This is a genomic window from Plantibacter sp. M259 (assembly GCF_006065115.1).
Classification (GTDB): Bacteria; Actinomycetota; Actinomycetes; order Actinomycetales; family Microbacteriaceae; genus Plantibacter; species Plantibacter auratus.
In genome coordinates, this window is sequence record NZ_CP040750.1 from 4,277,378 (window position 1) to 4,294,489 (window position 17,112).

The window sequence follows — 17,112 nt, forward strand, 5'->3', positions numbered from 1 at the left end:
GAGGGACGCGGCCGGTCTCGGGAGGGTCAGGCGCTCGGCTTCACGACGACGAGCAGGTCGCCCGCCTCGACCTGCTGGGTCGCCGGGATGGCGAGGCGCTCGACGACGCCGGCGACGGCGGTCGTGATCGCCGCCTCCATCTTCATGGCCTCGATCGAGGCGACCGGCTGGCCCGCCTCGACGCGGTCGCCGACGGCGACCTTGACGGTCACGACACCGGAGAACGGCGCGGCCACCTGGCCGGGGACGGAGGTGTCGGCCTTCTCGGCAGCGCGGGAGTCGACCTCGATGCTGCGATCGCGGACGAACACCGGACGCAACTGACCGTTGAGGGTCGCCATGACGGTGCGCATGCCCTTCTCGTCGGCCGCGCCGATCGCTTCGAGGCCGACGAAGAGCCGGACGCCCTTGTCGATCTCGACGACGTGCTCCATGCCCGGCTCGAGGCCGTACAGGTAGTCGGCGGTGTCGACGACGGAGAGGTCGCCGTACAGGTCGCGCTGCTGCTCGAACTGCTTGGTCGGCGCCGGGAACAACAGCCGGTTGAGGGTCGAGCGGCGCTCGGCGGACTCGCCGTCGAGCGAGGCCTGGTCCTCAGCGGAGATCGGAGTGATCCCGATGTCGACCGAGCGACCGGCGAGGACCTTCGAGCGGAACGGCTCCGGCCATCCGCCCGGGAGCTCCCCGAGTTCGCCCGCCATGAATCCCACGACGGAGTCCGGGACGTCGTACTTGTCGGGGTTGGCCTCGAAGTCGGCCGGATCCGCCTTGACAGCGGCGAGGTGGAGGGCGAGGTCGCCGACGACCTTGCTCGACGGGGTCACCTTGGGCACCCGACCGAGGATCTTGTTGGAGGCCGCGTACATGTCCTCGATGAGCTCGAAGTGGTCTGCGAGTCCCAGGGCGATCGCCTGCTGGCGGAGGTTCGACAGCTGACCGCCCGGGATCTCGTGCGTGTACACGCGACCGGTCGGGCCAGCGAGTCCTGACTCGAACGGCCGGTACATCGCGCGGACGGCCTCCCAGTAGGGCTCGAGATCGGCGATCCCCTGCAGGGAGATGCCGGTATCGCGCTCCGTGTGGGCCAGCGCGGCGACCAGCGAGGACGCGGAGGGCTGGCTCGTCGTGCCGGCCATCGGCGCGCTCGCGACGTCGACGGCGTCGGCGCCCGCGTTGCTCGCCGCGAGGAGGGTCGCCAGCTGTCCACCGGGGGTGTCGTGCGTGTGCACGTGGACCGGCAGGTCGAATCGCTCGCGGAACGCCGCGACGAGCTTGGCCGCCGCGGACGGACGGAGGAGCCCCGCCATGTCCTTGATGGCGAGCACGTGGGCACCGGACTCGACGATCTTCTCGGCGAGACGGAGATAGTAGTCGAGGGTGTAGAGGTCCTCGGCCGGGTTCAGCAGGTCACCGGTGTAGCAGACGGCGACCTCCGCGACGGTCGTCCCCGTCTCCAGGACCGCATCGATGGCGGGGCGCATCTGCGACACGTCGTTGAGGGCGTCGAAGATCCGGAAGATGTCGATCCCGGTGTCGGCGGCCTCCCGCACGAAGGCGTTCGTCACCTCCGTGGGATACGGCGTGTAGCCGACGGTGTTCCGGCCGCGCAGCAGCATCTGGATCGCGATGTTCGGCATCGCCTGACGCAGCGAGGCCAGTCGCTCCCACGGCTCCTCACCGAGGAAGCGGAGGGCCACGTCGTACGTCGCGCCACCCCAGGCCTCGACGGACAGCAGTTCGGGGGTGAGCCGGGAGACGAACGGTGCGACCGCCAGGAGGTCCTTCGTCCGGACGCGCGTGGCCAGGAGAGACTGGTGCGCGTCGCGGAAGGTGGTCTCGGTCACGGCGAGGGCGGTCTGAGCGCGGAGGGCGTCGGCGAAGCCCTTCGGGCCGAGCTCGAGCAGTCGTTGACGCGAGCCGGCCGGGGCGTCGGTCGTGATGTCGATCGCGGGCAGCTTGTCGACCGGGTCCGCCCCGGACGGACGCGACCCGTTGGGCTGGTTGACCGTGACGTCGGCGAGCCAGTTGACGATCTTCGTCCCACGGTCCTTCGAGACGTGCCCGCGCAGGAGCTGCGGACGCTCGTCGATGAAGGAGGTGCTGAGGTCGCCGGCCACGAACGAGGCGTCCTCGAGGACCGCCTGCAGGAAGGGGATGTTCGTGGAGACGCCGCGGATACGGAACTCGGCGAGGGCGCGCTTGGCGCGCGTGACGGCCGCCTCGAAGGTGCGCCCACGGCAGGTGAGCTTCGCGAGCATCGAGTCGAAGTGGGGGCTGATCTGTGCACCGGAGGCGACCGTACCGCCGTCGAGTCGGATGCCGCCGCCGCCCGGAGAGCGGTAGGTCGTGATCTTCCCAGTGTCGGGACGGAAGCCCGCCGTGGGGTCCTCGGTGGTGATACGGCACTGGAGCGCGAAGCCGCGGAGGTGCAGGGACTCCTGCGTGAGGCCGAGGTCGCCGAGCGACTCGCCGGCGGCGATGCGCATCTGCGACTGGACGAGGTCGACGTCGGTGACCTCCTCGGTCACGGTGTGCTCGACCTGGATGCGCGGGTTCATCTCGATGAACACGTGCTGGCCGGCCCGCTCCCCCGCGGTGTCGAGGAGGAACTCGACCGTCCCGGCGTTGACGTAGCCGATCGACTTGGCGAACGCGATGGCGTCGCGGTACATCGCCTGACGCGTGTCCTCGTCGAGGTTCGGGGCCGGCGCGATCTCGACGACCTTCTGGTGTCGGCGCTGCACCGAGCAGTCGCGCTCGAAGAGGTGGATGGTCTCGCCGTCGGCGCTCGCCAGGATCTGGACCTCGATGTGCCGGGGGCGGACGACGGCCTGCTCGAGGAACATCGTCGGGTCGCCGAAGGCGCTGTCCGCCTCGCGCATGGCGGCCTCGAGGGCACCACGGAGGTCCTCGGCGTTGTCGACGCGGCGCATGCCACGGCCACCACCACCGGCGACCGCCTTCGCGAAGATCGGGAACCCGATGTCGGCGGCTCCCGCGAGGAGCTCTTCGATGTCGCGGCTGGCCGGCGTGGACTTCAGGACCGGGACCCCGGCCGCGATGGCGTGCTCCTTGGCGGTCACCTTGTTGCCGGCCATCTCCAGGACGGAGGACGGCGGACCGATGAAGGTGATGCCGGCTGCTCGGGCGGCCTCGGCCAGCTCCGGATTCTCGGAGAGGAAGCCGTACCCGGGGTAGATCGCGTCGGCGCCCGACTCCTTCGCAACGCGGATGATCTCCGAGACGTCGAGGTAGGCGCGCACCGGATGACCCTCCGTGCCGATCTGGTAAGCCTCATCGGCCTTCAGCCGATGCATCGAGTTGCGGTCCTCATAGGGGAACACCGCAACCGTCTTCGCCCCCAGCTCGTACGCGGCACGGAACGCCCGGATGGCGATCTCTCCGCGATTGGCGACAAGAATCTTCCTGAACATGGAACCCTTCCCACAACAGCCAACTCAGCAAACGTTGAGATTCCCTAGCCTAGTCACGGTAACGTTGAGCCTTGTGCATGTACTCAGCGTTAGCTCCCTGAAGGGGGGCGTCGGCAAGACCACCGTCACCCTTGGCCTGGCTTCCGCCGCGTTCTCGAAGGACATCCGCACGCTGGTCGTGGATCTCGACCCCCAATCCGACGTCTCGACCGGCATGGCCGTCGACGTCGCAGGGCACCTCACGGTGACGGATGTGCTGACCTCGCCGAAGAAGAAGATCGTCGAGCAGGCGATCGTGGCGAGCGGCTGGACGAAGATCCACCCCGGCAAGATGGACGTCATGATCGGCAGTCCGTCTGCGATCAACTTCGACGGTCCGCACCCCAGCATCCGCGACATCTGGCGCCTGGAAGAGGCGCTCGCGCACGTCGAGGAGGAGTACGACCTCGTCCTGATCGACAGTGCCCCGTCGCTCAACGCGCTCACCCGCACCGCCTGGGCGGCGAGCGACCGCGTCGCCGTCGTCACCGAGCCGGGCCTGTTCTCGGTCTCCGCCGCCGACCGCGCCCTCCGCGCCGTCGAGGAGATCCGACGTGGGCTGAGCCCTCGGCTGCAGCCGCTCGGCATCATCGTCAACCGGGTGCGTCCGCAGTCGATGGAGCACCAGTTCCGCATCAAGGAACTGCGCGACATGTTCGGTCCCCTCATCCTCAACCCGCAGCTGCTGGAGCGCACGTCTCTCCAGCAGGCGCAGGGTGCCGCCAAGCCCGTCCACGTCTGGCCGGGCGACACGGCGCAGGAGATGGCGAAGAACTTCGACTCCCTGCTCGACCGCGTGCTGCGCACGGGCCGTGTCGGCGAATACGCCGACGGCACTCCCCCGGAGCCGGCCGCAGTCACCAGCCCCGCCGCCGTCGAAGCGCCCTCCACCGACAGCTGAGGTCGCGGCGCGACCGTTCAGTCGGCTCACGGACCAGGCCCTCGCTCGGGTAGCCCTTCGACAGGCTCAGGGACCGGCAGGCGCGCTCAGGGACCGGCAGGGGCACTCAGGGGATGTATGGCGCGCGTCGGTTGACCCCTTCGACAGGCTCAGGGACCGATAGGAGCGCTCAGGGAGTAATAGGCCTGCTCAGGGAGCGGTGCCTTGAGCTCGAGCTAGGCGCTGCGAGCGGAGCGACGTGCTGCGAGCTCGTCCATGGGGTCGGCCGATTGTGCGTCGAACTCGATGAGCGTGGACTCCACCTCGCGCAGCACCTTGCCGACAGCGATGCCGAAGACACCCTGTCCGCGGCTGACGAGGTCGATGACCTCGTCGTTGGAGGTGCAGAGGTAGACACTGGCGCCGTCGCTCATGAGCGTGGTCTGGGCGAGGTCGACGATGCCCGCTTCGCGGAGCTGGTCGACAGCCGTGCGGATCTGCTGCAGGGAGATGCCCGTGTCGAGCAGGCGCTTGACGAGCTTGAGGACGAGGATGTCGCGGAAGCCGTAGAGGCGCTGCGTTCCGGATCCGGATGCACCGCGCACGGTCGGTTCGACCAGACCGGTCCGAGCCCAATAGTCGAGCTGGCGATAGCTGATGCCGGCTGCGCGGGCGGCGACCGCTCCGCGGTAGCCCTGGCCCTCTTCGAGTTCTGGAAGCCCGTCGGTGAACAGCAGCCCGAGGTCACCGTACCGTGACGCCCCGTCGCGACTGAGTTCACTCATGTCTGCTTCTCCTCGATGTTCGCTGCACGGTCGGTACGGTCTCGACGGGGGCGTCGAGCCGGCTTGACCACTCACACCACGCTACCGATCCGCCCCGGTCAACGCTGCGACATCCGTTCGAAACGGACGGCGTGTCGTGACGAGTGATCGAACTGTGACCTGGCCGTGATGGATGAGGGCAGTCTACGCCCTGGGCGGTCGATCAGGAGGATTGGTGTCGCTCGAGTGCCGAGCGGACGAGGTTCGACCGCACACCCTCGAGCTGTGCGGCGATCTCCAGAGCCCGGTCGGCGGTACGTGCCCGGCCGGCGGCGTCGTTCCGCTTGGCGACGGCGCTCAACGCGCTCTCGATGAGCCCGACCTCGCGCTCGATCGAGGCCCGGAATCCGCGGAGGTGCCGTGGTTCGATGCCGGAGCGCTGCAGCTCCACGAGGATCCGCAGGAGGGACGCGACGTCCTCGCCGTAGTTCTCGGCGGGCAGGATCAGCGACGCGCTCACGGCGTCGTTGAAGAGCATCGGGGTGGCGCCGGCTTCACGGATCAATTCGTTCCGCGAGAACCTGCGGACCCCGGGATGGATCGACGGCGCGCCGACCGCTTGCCCACTGCCCGGGAACAGCGGCGACCGTCCCGCGTCGACCTCGACGAGGTAGGTGCGGATGACCTTCAGGGGGAAGTAGTGGTCGCGCTGCATCGACAGGATCAGCCGCAGGCGTTCGAGGTCCTCGCTCGAGAACTTCCGGTAGCCCGACTTCGTCCGTGCCGGGGACACCAGCCCCTGTTCCTCGAGGAACCGGAGCTTCGAGTTGCTCAGCTCGGGGAACTCCGGAGTGAGGCGTGCGAGGACCTGCCCGATGCTCAGCAGCGGAGCGCCATCGCTTCGCGCGTTCGCGCTGGCTGCCGCCACTAGCTTCCCAGCTGGGAGGCGAGGTCGATCCGCGACGCGTAGAAGGTGAGGCGGAACTTGCCGATCTGCACCTCGGCGGCGTCGCGCAGGATCGCCTTGTCGATGCGGACGCCGTCGAAGTACGTGCCGTTCAGGGAGTTGAGATCGCGGATCTCGAACGCTGTGCCGTGACGGTGGAACTCGGTGTGCCGACGCGACACCGTGACGTCGTCGAGGAAGATGTCGGCCTCGGGGTGACGTCCGACGGTCGTGACGTCGGCGTCGAGGAGGAACCGCGCACCGGCGTTCGGACCACGTCGGACGATCAGCAGCGCGGAACCGGACGGCAGGGCCGCGATCGCCTCGTGCTCCTCAGCGGTGACGTCGGAGTCGATCGCCGCGAGGGCCGCTCCGAGGTCTTCACCGAAGGTGAGTGTCGTGTCGACTTCCCGATCGCCCGAGCCGCTCGTCGGGGCGCCGTCGTCGACGGCTCCCGGCGTGTACGCCCCGGTCGCGGGATACTTCTCATCGTGCTCAGCCACCGTCGACCTCCTCTCCGTCAAGCGTATCCGATGTGGCGTCACTGTCGAGCCGCCCGGTCGAGGGTGATGCGCCGGATCCGGCCCGTTCCCGCTGCTTCGAACGGGCATCCGCCGAGATGCGCACGGTCTGCAGCAGGTAGAGGATGCCGGCCCACCAGTAGAGCGTCGCTCCGGCGATCACCGACACCCAACCGAGCGGCGTCGCGATCATCGCGACGGCGGGGAACGCCTGCCCGAGCATGAGGACCGGTAGTCCGATGAAGAGGAGTGCCGTGCCCCACTTCCCCACGCGGATGACCGGCAGTACGCCCGTGCCTGAGCGGTGGAGGACGACGGCGAGCCCGACGAGCAGCAGGTCGCGGGCGAAGACGACGATGAGCAACCACCACGGGATGAGGCCGCGGGCCGCGAGACCGATCAACGCCGCGAGGATGTAGAGGCGATCGGCGGCCGGATCGAGTTGACGACCGAGCTTCGTCATCTGGTCGAACCGTCGCGCGATCCACCCGTCGAGGAGGTCGGTGACGCCCGAGAACGCGAGCGTCGCGAGGGCCCAGAGGTCCTGCCCCTGCACGAGGAGGACCAGGAAGACCGGGACGAGGAGGATCCGGAAGACGCTGAGCGCGTTGGGGAGGGTGACGACGCGGTCTTCACCGGTCCGTCGAGCCCCGCGCCCTGCCCCGTCAGTCACGGGTCGAGTCTACCGATGGGCTGCTCTACCATCGGAGGATGGACAGCCCGTCGAGCGTACGCGTCGACGCGTGGATCTGGGCGGTCCGGCTGACGAAGACCCGCTCGGCCGGCGCGACAGCCTGTCGAGCCGGCCACGTCCGGGTCAACGGCGATCGGGCGAAGCCGGCACAGGCCGTCAGGATCGGCGACGAGGTCCGGCTCCGCGTGGCGGGCTTCGACCGGATCGTCGAGGTCCGACGCCTCATCGCGAAACGGGTCGGCGCGGACGTCGCGGCGGAATGTCTCATCGACCGCTCTCCCCCGCTGCCGACGCCGGCGGAACGGCAGGTCGTGGCCGTCCGAGACCGCGGCGCCGGTCGACCGACGAAGCGTGAACGTCGCGACATCGAGCGGTTGCGGGGGCGCTGACGCGCAGCTGACGACCCTCCCGGCCTCATCGGGGACGCATCGTCCCCGTCCAGGGAACACTCAAGCGCCGCCAAGGTGACTCGGGCATGCTGGGCCGATGTTCCGCCGCCATCCCGTGCTCAGCACCCTCACCGTGGTGTACCTTGCGCTCGTGGCGGCCGTCACCCTCGGCCCACGGCCCTTCGACGGCAGGACCGAGTCCCTCGTGTACCGACTCGTCGACCTCCTCGCCCGGTGGGAGTCGACGGCGTGGGTCACGTACGAGCGCCTGGAGTTCGGAGCGAACATCGCCATGTTCGTGCCGATCGGCGTCTTCTTCCTGCTCCTGCTCGGACGGCGACGCTGGTGGCTCGCCATCCTCGTCGCAGCGACGCTGACGGTCGGCATCGAGGCCGCGCAGCTCGCGATCCCCGGACGCGTGAGCGACCCCCGCGACCTCCTCGCGAACACGTCGGGCGCTGTCGCCGGGGTCGTCCTCGGCCTGATGCTGACCGCCGGCCGCGCCCGCCGGCTCCAGGCCTCGTCACGGCGCCGCGCCGCCCTGCAGCACTGAACGGCCCGGCACGGTCCTGATTCACAGGAGGCTGAGAGGCGTTCCAAGGCCACTTCAGTAGAGTGCGAGCGGGCCGTCGGCCCGTCGGAGACAGAGCTGGAGTGCACGCCCATGACCGGACCAACGTCGTCGGACAACCTCGAGGAGCTGAAGCGCCTCAAGGACGAGTTCACGCGGTTCATGATGCTGTACAAGTTCGGCATCGACGAGATCACCACGAAGCTCAACATCCTCAAGGAGGAGTTCACGCAGATCCACGACTACAACCCGATCGAGCACATCAGCTCTCGGTTGAAGTCGCCGGAGAGCATCATCGGCAAGATCGAACGCAAGCAGTACGGGCAGGACATCGACGACATCCGCGAACACATCACGGACATCGCGGGCATCCGCGTCACCTGCAGCTTCATCTCCGACACGTACAAGGTGTTCGAACTCCTGACGAGCCAGCAGGACATCACCGTGGTGAAGGTCAAGGACTACATCGCGAACCCGAAGCCGAACGGGTACCAGAGCCTCCACGTGATCGTCGAGGTGCCGGTGTTCATGTCCGACGGCGTCGTGCAGGTGCCCGTCGAGATCCAGTTCCGGACGATCGCCATGGACTTCTGGGCGAGCCTCGAACACAAGATCTACTACAAGTACGACAAGGCCGTGCCGGACAGCCTGCTCGCCGAGCTCAAGCACGCCGCCGAGGCTGCCTCCAGGCTCGACGCGAAGATGGAGCACCTCCACGGTGAGGTCCTCGCGCTCGACCGGGCGACGACCTCGCGGACCACCGCCGACGGGCACCCGAAGCCTCCGTCACTCGCCGACCGGGTCATGACCGAGCTGATCGACGGGCTGGACCCGCGTTAGAGCGCCTTGCGCATCTGCACGGCCATCGTCTCGTAGCCGAGCGATTCGTACAGGCCGCGCGCGATCCGGTTGAACCCGAACACGTTCAGCCCGAGCGTCTTCGCGCCCTGCTCCTTGGCCGCCGTCTCGGCGAGCTGCATGGCCTGCCGGCCGAGCCCACGCCCGCGGAACGACTCGTCGATCTCCACGTCCCAGATCCACCACTCGTCCGGGTGGCTCGTGCTCCGCGGTCCGATCCAGAGCGCGCCGACCGCTGCCTCGTCGAGGACCACCTCGAAGACGAGGTGTCCGACCTGGAGCCGACCGGCCGGGAACGTCTCGGCGAGCGACTGCGCCGCCTTCGCCGTCGCCTCAGCCTCGGTCTCCCCCGCCTCGATGCGTTCGAGGCGGTACTGCGCGTTCGCGGCGAGCATCCACCCCCGCAGTCGATCGGCGGGCATGCGGACGAGCGTGGCGTTCATGAGGACATCCTCCCAGACCGTCGCGACCCCGTCGCTCGCCGTCCCGCGCAGGTCGTCGCCGGGCTCGGGAATAGTTCCCGCCCGAAACGAGCTGGACTCCGAAGGACACACGATTGGGACCCGCCCGTCGTCATCCGGAGAATCGAGACATGCCGATCCACACCGCCCCGCAGCCGAACGCGATCGCCGAGCACGACGCCTGGCATGACGACCGTCGAGCCGCCGTGACCGCGCCGCTCGGCAACCTCGCCCTCGTCGAGACGCGGTGGCTCGCGGAGGAGACGCCGGCCACCGTCGATGCAGCCGCAGCCGCCATCGCCGCCGAGCAGCCGAGCGGCGTCACGGTGACGACGCTCCGCCGCACCCACCTCGACACGGGCCAGGACGAGGTCGGCATCCGCCGATGGGACGCGAACGCACCCGCCATCCGCGCGTTCGACGGCATCGAGGTGTTCCCGTACGACGCCGCCTGGGTCCAGACGGCGCGGTTCACGCCGGTCGACGGCTCGCGGACCGTGCCCTTCGAGCACATCCGCGACAACGGCGGATCACGGGAGCTCGTCGTCCCCGGCGACATCGTGTTCACGCGGGATGGCGTCGAGTACACGATGAGCGCCTTCGACGACGGCGGCACGCTCCTCCTCGTGTTCGGCGACGCGACGAACGGCCGCGATGACGAGTCGGGCACCTACGGCGCCGGCCGGTTCCTGTTCGTGCAGCGGACCGACGACGGCGGCTTCGGCACGGCGGGCGAGGTCGTCCTCGACTTCAACCGCGCGTTCGTGCCGCCCTGCGGCTTCTCCGTGCAGTACAACTGTCCGATGCCGCCGCCGCAGAACCGGTTCGCCGGAGACGTCCTCGCAGGGGAACGGATCGTCCGGTTCCGCGAGGGCTTCGACGTCTACGCCGTCTGACCCCCAGCACCCCACACCTGCACCAGCACCCCACACCACAGGAGTATCCGTGAAGAGAACCATCGGGCTCGTCGCCCTGTCCGTCGCCGCCGCCGTCGCCCTCGCCGGCTGCGCCGGTGGTGGTGGCAGCGCGGCGACGGGCGACGACGCGACCATCGCCGTCGGCTCGCTCTACGAGCCGCAGAACCTCAGCAACACCGGCGGCGGAGGCCAGGGCGTCACGGAGGCCTTCACCGGCAACGTGTACGAAGGCCTGTACCGTCTCACGGACGACGGCGAGGTCGAGCCGGTGCTCGCCGCCGACAGCACGGTGAGCGACGACGGCCTGACGTACACCTTCACCCTCAAGGACGGCGTCACCTTCCACTCCGGCGACCCGCTCACCTCGGCGGACGTGAAGTCGAGCATCGAAGCCGTGACCGCCGAGGACTCGCAGTCGGCGCGGAAGAGCAGCTTCGCGGTGATCTCCGACATCGCGACCCCCGACGACAAGACGGTCGTCATCACCCTCTCCGAGCGCTCCATCTCCTTCATCTACAACCTGAGCTACGTCTGGATCGTCAACGACGCGGCGAAGGACCTCAAGACCACCGAGGACGGCACAGGTCCGTACACGCTCGGCGACTGGAAGCGCGGCAGCACCCTGAGCCTCGAGCGCTGGGACGACTACTGGGGTGAGCCCGCCAAGAACGCGGAGGTGGTCTTCACCTACTTCACCGACGCGACCGCGCTCAGCAATGCGCTCGTCACGAAGCAGATCGACATCATCACGAGCGTGCAGAGCCCCGACCAGCTGAGCCAGTTCACCGACAACGCGGACTACGTCGTCTCCGACGGCGACTCCACGACGAAGGAGCTGCTCGCCTTCAACGACCGGGTCGCCCCGTTCGACCAGGCGCTCGTCCGCAAGGCCGTGTACTCCGCGATCGACACCAAGAAGCTGCTCTCGTCCATCTGGGGCGACTACGGCACGCTCATCGGGTCGATGGTCCCGCCGACGGACCCCTGGTACGAGGACCTCACGCAGGTGAACCCGTACGACCCCGAGCTCGCCAAGCAGCAGCTCGCCGAAGCGGGCTTCGCCGACGGCTTCACCTTCACCCTCGACACCCCGAGCTACGACCCGCACCCGGCCGTCGCCGAGTTCCTCCAGAGTGAACTCGCGAAGGTCGGCATCACGGTCGAGATCAACACGATCAGCGCGGACGAGTGGTACTCGAAGGTGTTCAAGGAACGCGACTTCCAGGCGACCCTCCAGGAGCACGTGAACGACCGCGACGTCGTCTGGTACGGCAACCCGGACTTCTACTGGGCTACGACAACCCCGAGGTGACCCAGTGGGTGTCGGAGGCCGAGCAGGCGACGACCACCGAGGAGCAGACGGCGAAGCTGAAGCTCGTCAACGAGCAGATCGCCGAGGATGCGGCGAGCGTGTGGCTCTACCTCTACCCACAGATCGTCGTCGCCGCGAGCGACGTCTCGGGGTACGGCGTCAACGGCCTGAACTCGCAGTTCTTCGTGGCGGACATCGTCCGCAAGTAGTCGTCGCCCGGGCCGACCTGCACCGACCGGTCGGCCCGGGCCTCGCTACGCTGAGGTCCACCATGCTCGCTTACCTGCTGCGCCGATCCGCGTTCCTCGTGGTGTCGTTCCTCGTCGCCATGACCGTGCTGTTCGTGCTGCTCCGGCTGCTGCCGGGCGACCCGTCGAACGCCCTGCTCTCGGTGAACGCCACGCAGGAGCAGATCGACGCGGCGCGCGAGCAGGTGGGAGCCGACCGGCCGCTCGGCGAGCAGTTCGCCGCCTGGTTCGGCGGCGTCCTCACCCTCGACCTCGGTTCCTCGTTCGTGAGCTCGCTCCCGGTCGGACCCGAGATCGCGTCGCGCCTCCAGGTCACCGTGCCGCTGACGCTCCTCGCGTTCCTCCTCGCCGTCGTGCTCGCCCTCGTGGCCGGTGTCGTGTCCGCACTCCGGGCCGACCGCTGGTACGGCATCGCGTTGTCCGGCCTCTCGCAGCTCGGGATCGCCGTGCCGGTGTTCTGGGTCGGCATCCTGCTCGTCAGCGTGTTCGCGGTGACGCTCCGACTGTTCCCGTCCGGCGGCTTCCCGCGCGACGACTGGGCAGATCCTGCCGCGGCACTCACGAGCCTCGCCCTCCCGGTCATCACCATCGCCATCGTCATGAGTGCGTCCATCACCCGATACGTCCGCTCCGCCACGCTCGACGTGGTCGGGAGCGACTATCTGCGCTCCGCACGGGCGCAGGGAGCCGGGTTCGGCGAGGCCCTGCTCCGACACGGCGCCCGGAACGCCGCGGTACCCGTCGTGGCGATCCTCGGCATCGAGCTCGCCACCACCTTCCTCGGCGCCGTCGTGGTCGAGAGCGTCTTCAGCCTGCCCGGCCTCGGGTCGATGCTCCTGACGGCGATCCAGCAGCACGACTACCCGAACATCCAGGGCATCCTCCTCGTCTCGACCCTCGTCGTCCTCCTGACGGGCTTCGTCGCCGACATCGCGCAGCGGCTCATCGATCCGCGTCTGCGCACCTCGATCTCGGGGAACGGGCTCCGATGAGCGCCGTCGACGCCCAGACCGCGCTCGGCGACCGACGCCCGGTGCGGCGCCGCGCCCGGTCCGCGACGCTGACCGTCGGACTCGTCCTCGTCGGCGTCATCGCCGTCCTGGCGGCCGTCTCGCTCGTGTGGTTGCCCTTCGCCCCCACGGACACCTCCGGCGGTCGTCTCGAAGGCCCGACCGGCACCCACTGGCTCGGTACGGACAAGCTCGGTCGCGACCTGATGACCCAGCTCATGATCGGCGCGCGCATCGCGCTCGCGACCGGCGCCGGGGCCGTCGCGGTCGGGGCGGTCATCGGGATCGCCGTGGGACTCGCCGCGGCCTTCGCGTCGGCCTGGCTGGACGACACGATCTCCGCCGCGCTCGACGTCGTGATCGCCTTCCCGGTGCTCCTGCTCGCCATGCTCATCGTGGCCGCCCAGGGCGCGTCACTCGGCACCGCGATCATCGCGATCGGACTCGCCATGTCGGCCATCGTGGCCCGCCTGACCCGCATCCTCACGAAGCGGGTCCTCAGCGAGCAGTACGTGGTGGCGGCCAGGACCGCCGGGACGAGCTGGGCCGGTGTCATCGGCCAGCACGTGCTCCCGAACATCTGGCCCACCCTGAGCGTCAACCTCGCGCTGCAGTTCGGCATCGCCGTCCTCGCCGAAGCGAGCCTGTCGTACCTCGGCCTCGGCGCGCCGCCGCCGAACGCCTCCTGGGGGCGCCTGCTGCAGGAGGCCCAGGCCACCGTCACGACGGCACCGGTCGGCGCGATCGCTCCGGGTGTCGCCGTGGTGATGCTCGTGGTGGGCGTGAACTTCATCGCGGACGGCTTGCGGGACCTCGGTGATCCGACGAGGAGGCGCGGCGCATGAGCGATCTCCTCGACATCTCCGGCCTGACCATCACCCGGGGCATCCGGCGCGGTGCTCCCGACGGCGCAGACCGGCCGCTCCTCGACGGGCTGGACCTGACCATCGCCGCCGGGGGTCGCCTCGGCCTCATCGGCGGTTCCGGGTCCGGGAAGTCCTTGACCTCCCTCGCGGTGATCGGGCTGCTCGGCGAACAGCTGAGCGCGAGCGGCAGCGTCGAACTGGACGGCACCCAGGTGATCGGTGCCCCGGACCGCGCGCTGCGGCCACTCCGCGGTCGGGTTGCCGGACTCGTCTTCCAGGAGCCGCTGACCGCACTCGACCCGCTCATGCGGGTCGGCGCCCAGCTCGCCGAGCCCCTGCGTCGTCATCTGGGACTCCGGGGCGAACGGCTCAAGGCGGCCGTCGAAGCAGCCCTCGTCGAGGTGTCCCTCACCGACACCGCGCGCATCGCCGCCTCCTACCCCCATGAGCTGTCGGGCGGGCAGCGGCAGCGCATCGCGATCGCCATCGCGCTCGCCGGTCGCCCGCAGCTCCTCATCGCGGACGAGCCGACGACGGCCCTCGACGTGACCGTCCAGGCGGAGGTGCTCGCGCTCATCGACCGCCTCGTCCGGGAACGCGGCATGGCGCTCCTGTTCATCAGTCACGACCTCGCCGTCGTGTCGACCATGGTCGACGAGGTGGTCGTGCTGAGCGAGGGTCGCGCCGTGGAGCGCGGCCCGGTGGCGCAGGTGCTGACGGCGCCGCGGCACGAGGACACCCGTCGCCTGGTCGCCAGCGCACGCGCGCTCGACGACGCGCTGGAGGACCCACGATGACCACCGATGCACCGATCACGACGCCGCCGATCCTCGAGCTGGATGCGGTCGGTTTCCGGTACCGCGGTGGTCAGGAGGCCCTGGACGACGTCTCGCTGGCCGTCGGCGCAGGCGAGGCCGTCGGGATCGTCGGTCAGTCCGGCGCCGGCAAGAGCACCCTCCTCCGGCTACTGCTCGGCCTCGACCGGCCGACCACGGGCTCGGTCCGGTTCGACGGTGGCGCACTGGACCCCCGCGACCGGACGCGGGTCCGTCGGTTCCGCGCATCGGTGCAGGCCGTCTTCCAGGATCCGTACTCCTCGCTCGACCCGCGGCAGCGCATCGGACGCATCGTGGCCGAACCATTGCGATCCCTCCGGCTGGCGACGACCGAGCAGGCGGCCGTCCGCGCGTCCGAGGCGCTCGAGGCGGTGGGACTGCCCGCCGACGCGGCGTCGCGGTTCCCGCACGAGTTCTCGGGCGGCCAGCGGCAGCGGATCGCCATCGCCCGCGCGATCGTCCCCAATCCCCGACTCCTCCTCGCCGACGAGCCCGTCAGTGCTCTCGACATGAGCACCCGGATCCAGATCATCGAGCTCCTCGCCGAGCTGCGGGCCTCGAACGGTCTGGCGCTCGTCATGGTCTCGCACGATCTCGGCACGGTCGCAGCGCTGTGTGAACGCACGATGGTCCTCCGACACGGGCAGGTCGTCGAGGCTGGCGCCACCGCGCAGATCCTCCACGATCCCGCCGAGGCGTACACGAAGCAGCTCATCGCGGCGATCCCCCGCCTCCCGCGCTGAGTCGACGACGAGGCCGGACGACATCGGCCCGGCCGAGCTGGGAATACCGCACCGACGGACGGTGTTCGACTCCGAGTGGCCTCGGCCGCATCGACTCTCCACAGGAACAGGACCCGTGACGCAGGATTCAGCGCAGCCCGACGACCACGACGAGGACCAGGCCGGGGCCGAGCAGTCCTGGCTCAGCGACGAGGAGCGGGCGGCACTCAGCAAGCCACTTCCGGAGCGGGCGGTCGTCACGAGCCTCGCCTTCACCGGTCTCGTCGCGGCGTTCATGATGACGCTCGTCAGCCCACTCGTGCCGTCGCTCCCCACGATCCTCGGCGTGCACGCCTCCGACAGCATGTGGGTCGTGACGGCGACGCTCCTGTCGGCCGCGGTCGCGACCCCGATCGCCGGTCGGCTCGGCGACCTCTACGGCAAACGACGGATGGTGCTCGTCCTGCTCGGGATCATGATGGCCGGTTCGGTGCTCGCCGCCTTCTCGTCCACGATCGTCCCGCTCATCGTCGCCCGGGCCCTCCAGGGGATGGCGATGGGCGTGATCCCGCTCGGCATCAGCATCCTGCGCGACGTGCTCCACGCGAAGCGGCTCGGCCCCGCGGTCGCGCTCGTGAGTGCCACGCTCGGCATCGGTGGTGCCGTCGGTCTCCCGATCTCCGCCGTGATCTCGCAGTACCTGGACTGGCACGTGCTGTTCTGGGTCGCGGGTGCCCTCGGGCTCATCGGCTTCGTCCTCGTCGCACGCTTCGTCCCGGTGAGCACCCTCCGGAGCGAAGGCGGTTTCGACTGGATCGGCGCGATCGGTCTCGCCGCGGGACTCGTCCCCATCCTCCTCGCCGTCTCGAAAGGCAACGAGTGGGGTTGGACGAGCGTCGGGACCCTCAGCTGCTTGATCGGCGGCGTCGTCGTGCTCCTGCTCTGGGGATGGTTCGAGGTACGGTCCGCCAGTCCGCTCGTCGACCTGCGGATCGCCGCCAGACGGACGGTGCTCTTCACGAACCTCGCATCCATCACGGTCGGTTTCGCGTTCTTCGGGAGCACGGTCGTCCTCCCGGGCATCCTTGAGGCACCGGTCGGCACCGGGGTCGGTCTCGGGCAGAACATGCTCATCGCGAGCCTCTGCCTCATGCCCAGCGGTCTCATCATGTGGGCGATGTCGCCGGTCGCCGCGCGGCTGACCGCGGCGAAGGGCGCCCGGTTGAGCCTGCTCATCGGCATCGCGATCATCGCGGTCGGCTACGCGATCGCGATCGGACTCATGACCGAGGTCTGGCACACCGTGCTCACGGCCACCGCGGTCGGCTTCGGGGTGGGGTTCGCCTACGCCGCCATGCCGACGCTCATCATGGGTGCCGTCCCGCCCAGCGAGACGGCGGCCTCCAACGGACTCAACTCCGTCATGCGGACGCTCGGTTCCACGATCGCGAGTGCGGTGATCGGCGCCATCCTGGCCTCCCAGGTCGTCACCGACGGAGCTGTCACGACACCCAGTGCGGACGCCTTCCGCCTGAGCTTCGCGATCTGCGCTGCAGCCGCCGTCGTCGGGCTCGTCTGCACGATCCTGCTGCCGCGGCACCTGGCCAAGGACACCCGCTCCAGCCTCCACGAGGGCTGACGGGC

Annotated in this window: 18 protein-coding genes; 12 read left to right on the forward strand and 6 right to left on the reverse strand. The window is 69.3% G+C overall.

The annotated features are described in order from the left end of the window. Positions 1-26 precede the first annotated feature (26 nt). Positions 27-3,434: a pyruvate carboxylase gene (locus FGL15_RS19985; RefSeq protein WP_137241610.1), complete on the reverse strand. Its 3,408-nt coding sequence runs from the start codon at positions 3,432-3,434 to the stop codon at positions 27-29. 73 nt (positions 3,435-3,507) lie between these two features. Between FGL15_RS19985 and FGL15_RS19990 the strand changes: the two genes are divergently transcribed. Then, the gene (locus FGL15_RS19990; protein ID WP_085510974.1) at positions 3,508-4,374 is read left to right on the forward strand and encodes a ParA family protein; all 867 of its coding nucleotides are present in this window, start codon (positions 3,508-3,510) and stop codon (positions 4,372-4,374) included. A gap of 215 nt (positions 4,375-4,589) precedes the next feature. Here the strand turns inward: FGL15_RS19990 and FGL15_RS19995 are convergent, their stop codons facing one another. The 4 genes from FGL15_RS19995 to FGL15_RS20010 all read right to left on the reverse strand — a co-directional run bounded on the left by FGL15_RS19995 (position 4,590) and on the right by FGL15_RS20010 (position 7,257). Further along, positions 4,590-5,138, reverse strand: coding sequence for a MerR family transcriptional regulator (locus FGL15_RS19995; protein ID WP_064297014.1), 549 nt, complete (start codon positions 5,136-5,138; stop codon positions 4,590-4,592). 202 nt (positions 5,139-5,340) lie between these two features. Then, positions 5,341-6,045, reverse strand: a complete 705-nt coding sequence (locus FGL15_RS20000; protein WP_064297015.1) for a MerR family transcriptional regulator — start codon at positions 6,043-6,045, stop codon at positions 5,341-5,343. Further along, positions 6,045-6,566: an FHA domain-containing protein gene (locus tag FGL15_RS20005; RefSeq protein WP_086473205.1), complete on the reverse strand. Its 522-nt coding sequence runs from the start codon at positions 6,564-6,566 to the stop codon at positions 6,045-6,047. Before FGL15_RS20005 ends, FGL15_RS20000 begins: the two co-directional genes overlap by 1 nt. Then, a complete protein-coding gene (locus FGL15_RS20010; protein ID WP_138947138.1) occupies positions 6,559-7,257 on the reverse strand; it encodes a CDP-alcohol phosphatidyltransferase family protein in 699 nt (232 codons plus the stop codon). Before FGL15_RS20010 ends, FGL15_RS20005 begins: the two co-directional genes overlap by 8 nt. A gap of 38 nt (positions 7,258-7,295) precedes the next feature. On the opposite strand from FGL15_RS20010, the gene FGL15_RS20015 reads away from it, so the two are divergent. The 3 genes from FGL15_RS20015 to FGL15_RS20025 all read left to right on the forward strand — a co-directional run bounded on the left by FGL15_RS20015 (position 7,296) and on the right by FGL15_RS20025 (position 9,078). Then, a complete protein-coding gene (locus tag FGL15_RS20015) occupies positions 7,296-7,667 on the forward strand; it encodes an RNA-binding S4 domain-containing protein (RefSeq protein WP_079002582.1) in 372 nt (123 codons plus the stop codon). 97 nt (positions 7,668-7,764) lie between these two features. Then, positions 7,765-8,220: a VanZ family protein gene (locus tag FGL15_RS20020; protein WP_079706028.1), complete on the forward strand. Its 456-nt coding sequence runs from the start codon at positions 7,765-7,767 to the stop codon at positions 8,218-8,220. A 111-nt stretch (positions 8,221-8,331) separates the two neighbouring features. Further along, complete coding sequence (locus FGL15_RS20025; protein ID WP_082916274.1) at positions 8,332-9,078, forward strand: GTP pyrophosphokinase family protein; 747 nt, start codon at positions 8,332-8,334, stop codon at positions 9,076-9,078. Here FGL15_RS20025 and FGL15_RS20030 read toward each other — a convergent pair. Further along, entirely contained in the window at positions 9,075-9,539 is a 465-nt protein-coding gene (locus FGL15_RS20030) for an N-acetyltransferase (RefSeq protein WP_138947139.1), read from the reverse strand. The two genes, FGL15_RS20025 and FGL15_RS20030, sit on opposite strands and share 4 nt — an antisense overlap. A 149-nt stretch (positions 9,540-9,688) precedes the next feature. Here FGL15_RS20030 and FGL15_RS20035 point away from each other — a divergent pair, with 149 nt between their 5' ends. The 8 genes from FGL15_RS20035 to FGL15_RS20065 all read left to right on the forward strand — a co-directional run bounded on the left by FGL15_RS20035 (position 9,689) and on the right by FGL15_RS20065 (position 17,107). Beyond that, complete coding sequence (locus FGL15_RS20035) at positions 9,689-10,453, forward strand: DUF1684 domain-containing protein (RefSeq protein ID WP_138947140.1); 765 nt, start codon at positions 9,689-9,691, stop codon at positions 10,451-10,453. A 49-nt stretch (positions 10,454-10,502) separates the two neighbouring features. Then, positions 10,503-11,786, forward strand: coding sequence for an ABC transporter substrate-binding protein (locus FGL15_RS20040; RefSeq protein ID WP_240773658.1), 1,284 nt, complete (start codon positions 10,503-10,505; stop codon positions 11,784-11,786). Continuing rightward, positions 11,783-11,995 carry a hypothetical protein gene (locus tag FGL15_RS21160; RefSeq protein ID WP_240773660.1) on the forward strand — a complete coding sequence of 71 codons (213 nt, stop codon included), beginning with the start codon at positions 11,783-11,785 and terminating at the stop codon, positions 11,993-11,995. Before FGL15_RS20040 ends, FGL15_RS21160 begins: the two co-directional genes overlap by 4 nt. A gap of 62 nt (positions 11,996-12,057) precedes the next feature. Further along, entirely contained in the window at positions 12,058-13,026 is a 969-nt protein-coding gene (locus FGL15_RS20045) for an ABC transporter permease (protein ID WP_079706032.1), read from the forward strand. Beyond that, entirely contained in the window at positions 13,023-13,889 is an 867-nt protein-coding gene (locus FGL15_RS20050) for an ABC transporter permease (protein WP_138947141.1), read from the forward strand. The genes FGL15_RS20045 and FGL15_RS20050 overlap by 4 nt, the downstream gene beginning before the upstream one ends. Further along, the gene (locus tag FGL15_RS20055) at positions 13,886-14,707 is read left to right on the forward strand and encodes an ABC transporter ATP-binding protein (protein ID WP_138947142.1); all 822 of its coding nucleotides are present in this window, start codon (positions 13,886-13,888) and stop codon (positions 14,705-14,707) included. Before FGL15_RS20050 ends, FGL15_RS20055 begins: the two co-directional genes overlap by 4 nt. Further along, complete coding sequence (locus tag FGL15_RS20060; RefSeq protein ID WP_138947143.1) at positions 14,704-15,489, forward strand: ABC transporter ATP-binding protein; 786 nt, start codon at positions 14,704-14,706, stop codon at positions 15,487-15,489. Before FGL15_RS20055 ends, FGL15_RS20060 begins: the two co-directional genes overlap by 4 nt. Positions 15,490-15,604: 115 nt before the next feature. Continuing rightward, on the forward strand, positions 15,605-17,107 hold the full coding sequence (locus FGL15_RS20065; protein ID WP_138947144.1) for an MFS transporter: 1,503 nt from the start codon (positions 15,605-15,607) through the stop codon (positions 17,105-17,107). Positions 17,108-17,112 lie beyond the last annotated feature (5 nt).

Bases quoted from the DNA above. Each gene is read 5' to 3' on its own strand.
- FGL15_RS20060 (WP_138947143.1), top strand. From the start codon at position 14,704: ATGACCACCGATGCACCGATCACGACGCCGCCGATCCTCGAGCTGGAT.
- FGL15_RS20035 (WP_138947140.1), top strand. From the start codon at position 9,689: ATGCCGATCCACACCGCCCCGCAGCCGAACGCGATCGCCGAGCACGAC.
- FGL15_RS19985 (WP_137241610.1), bottom strand. From the start codon at position 3,434: ATGTTCAGGAAGATTCTTGTCGCCAATCGCGGAGAGATCGCCATCCGG.
- FGL15_RS20015 (WP_079002582.1), top strand. From the start codon at position 7,296: ATGGACAGCCCGTCGAGCGTACGCGTCGACGCGTGGATCTGGGCGGTC.
- FGL15_RS20050 (WP_138947141.1), top strand. From the start codon at position 13,023: ATGAGCGCCGTCGACGCCCAGACCGCGCTCGGCGACCGACGCCCGGTG.
- FGL15_RS19995 (WP_064297014.1), bottom strand. From the start codon at position 5,138: ATGAGTGAACTCAGTCGCGACGGGGCGTCACGGTACGGTGACCTCGGG.
- FGL15_RS20020 (WP_079706028.1), top strand. From the start codon at position 7,765: ATGTTCCGCCGCCATCCCGTGCTCAGCACCCTCACCGTGGTGTACCTT.
- FGL15_RS20055 (WP_138947142.1), top strand. From the start codon at position 13,886: ATGAGCGATCTCCTCGACATCTCCGGCCTGACCATCACCCGGGGCATC.
- FGL15_RS20025 (WP_082916274.1), top strand. From the start codon at position 8,332: ATGACCGGACCAACGTCGTCGGACAACCTCGAGGAGCTGAAGCGCCTC.
- FGL15_RS20030 (WP_138947139.1), bottom strand. From the start codon at position 9,539: ATGAACGCCACGCTCGTCCGCATGCCCGCCGATCGACTGCGGGGGTGG.
- FGL15_RS20045 (WP_079706032.1), top strand. From the start codon at position 12,058: ATGCTCGCTTACCTGCTGCGCCGATCCGCGTTCCTCGTGGTGTCGTTC.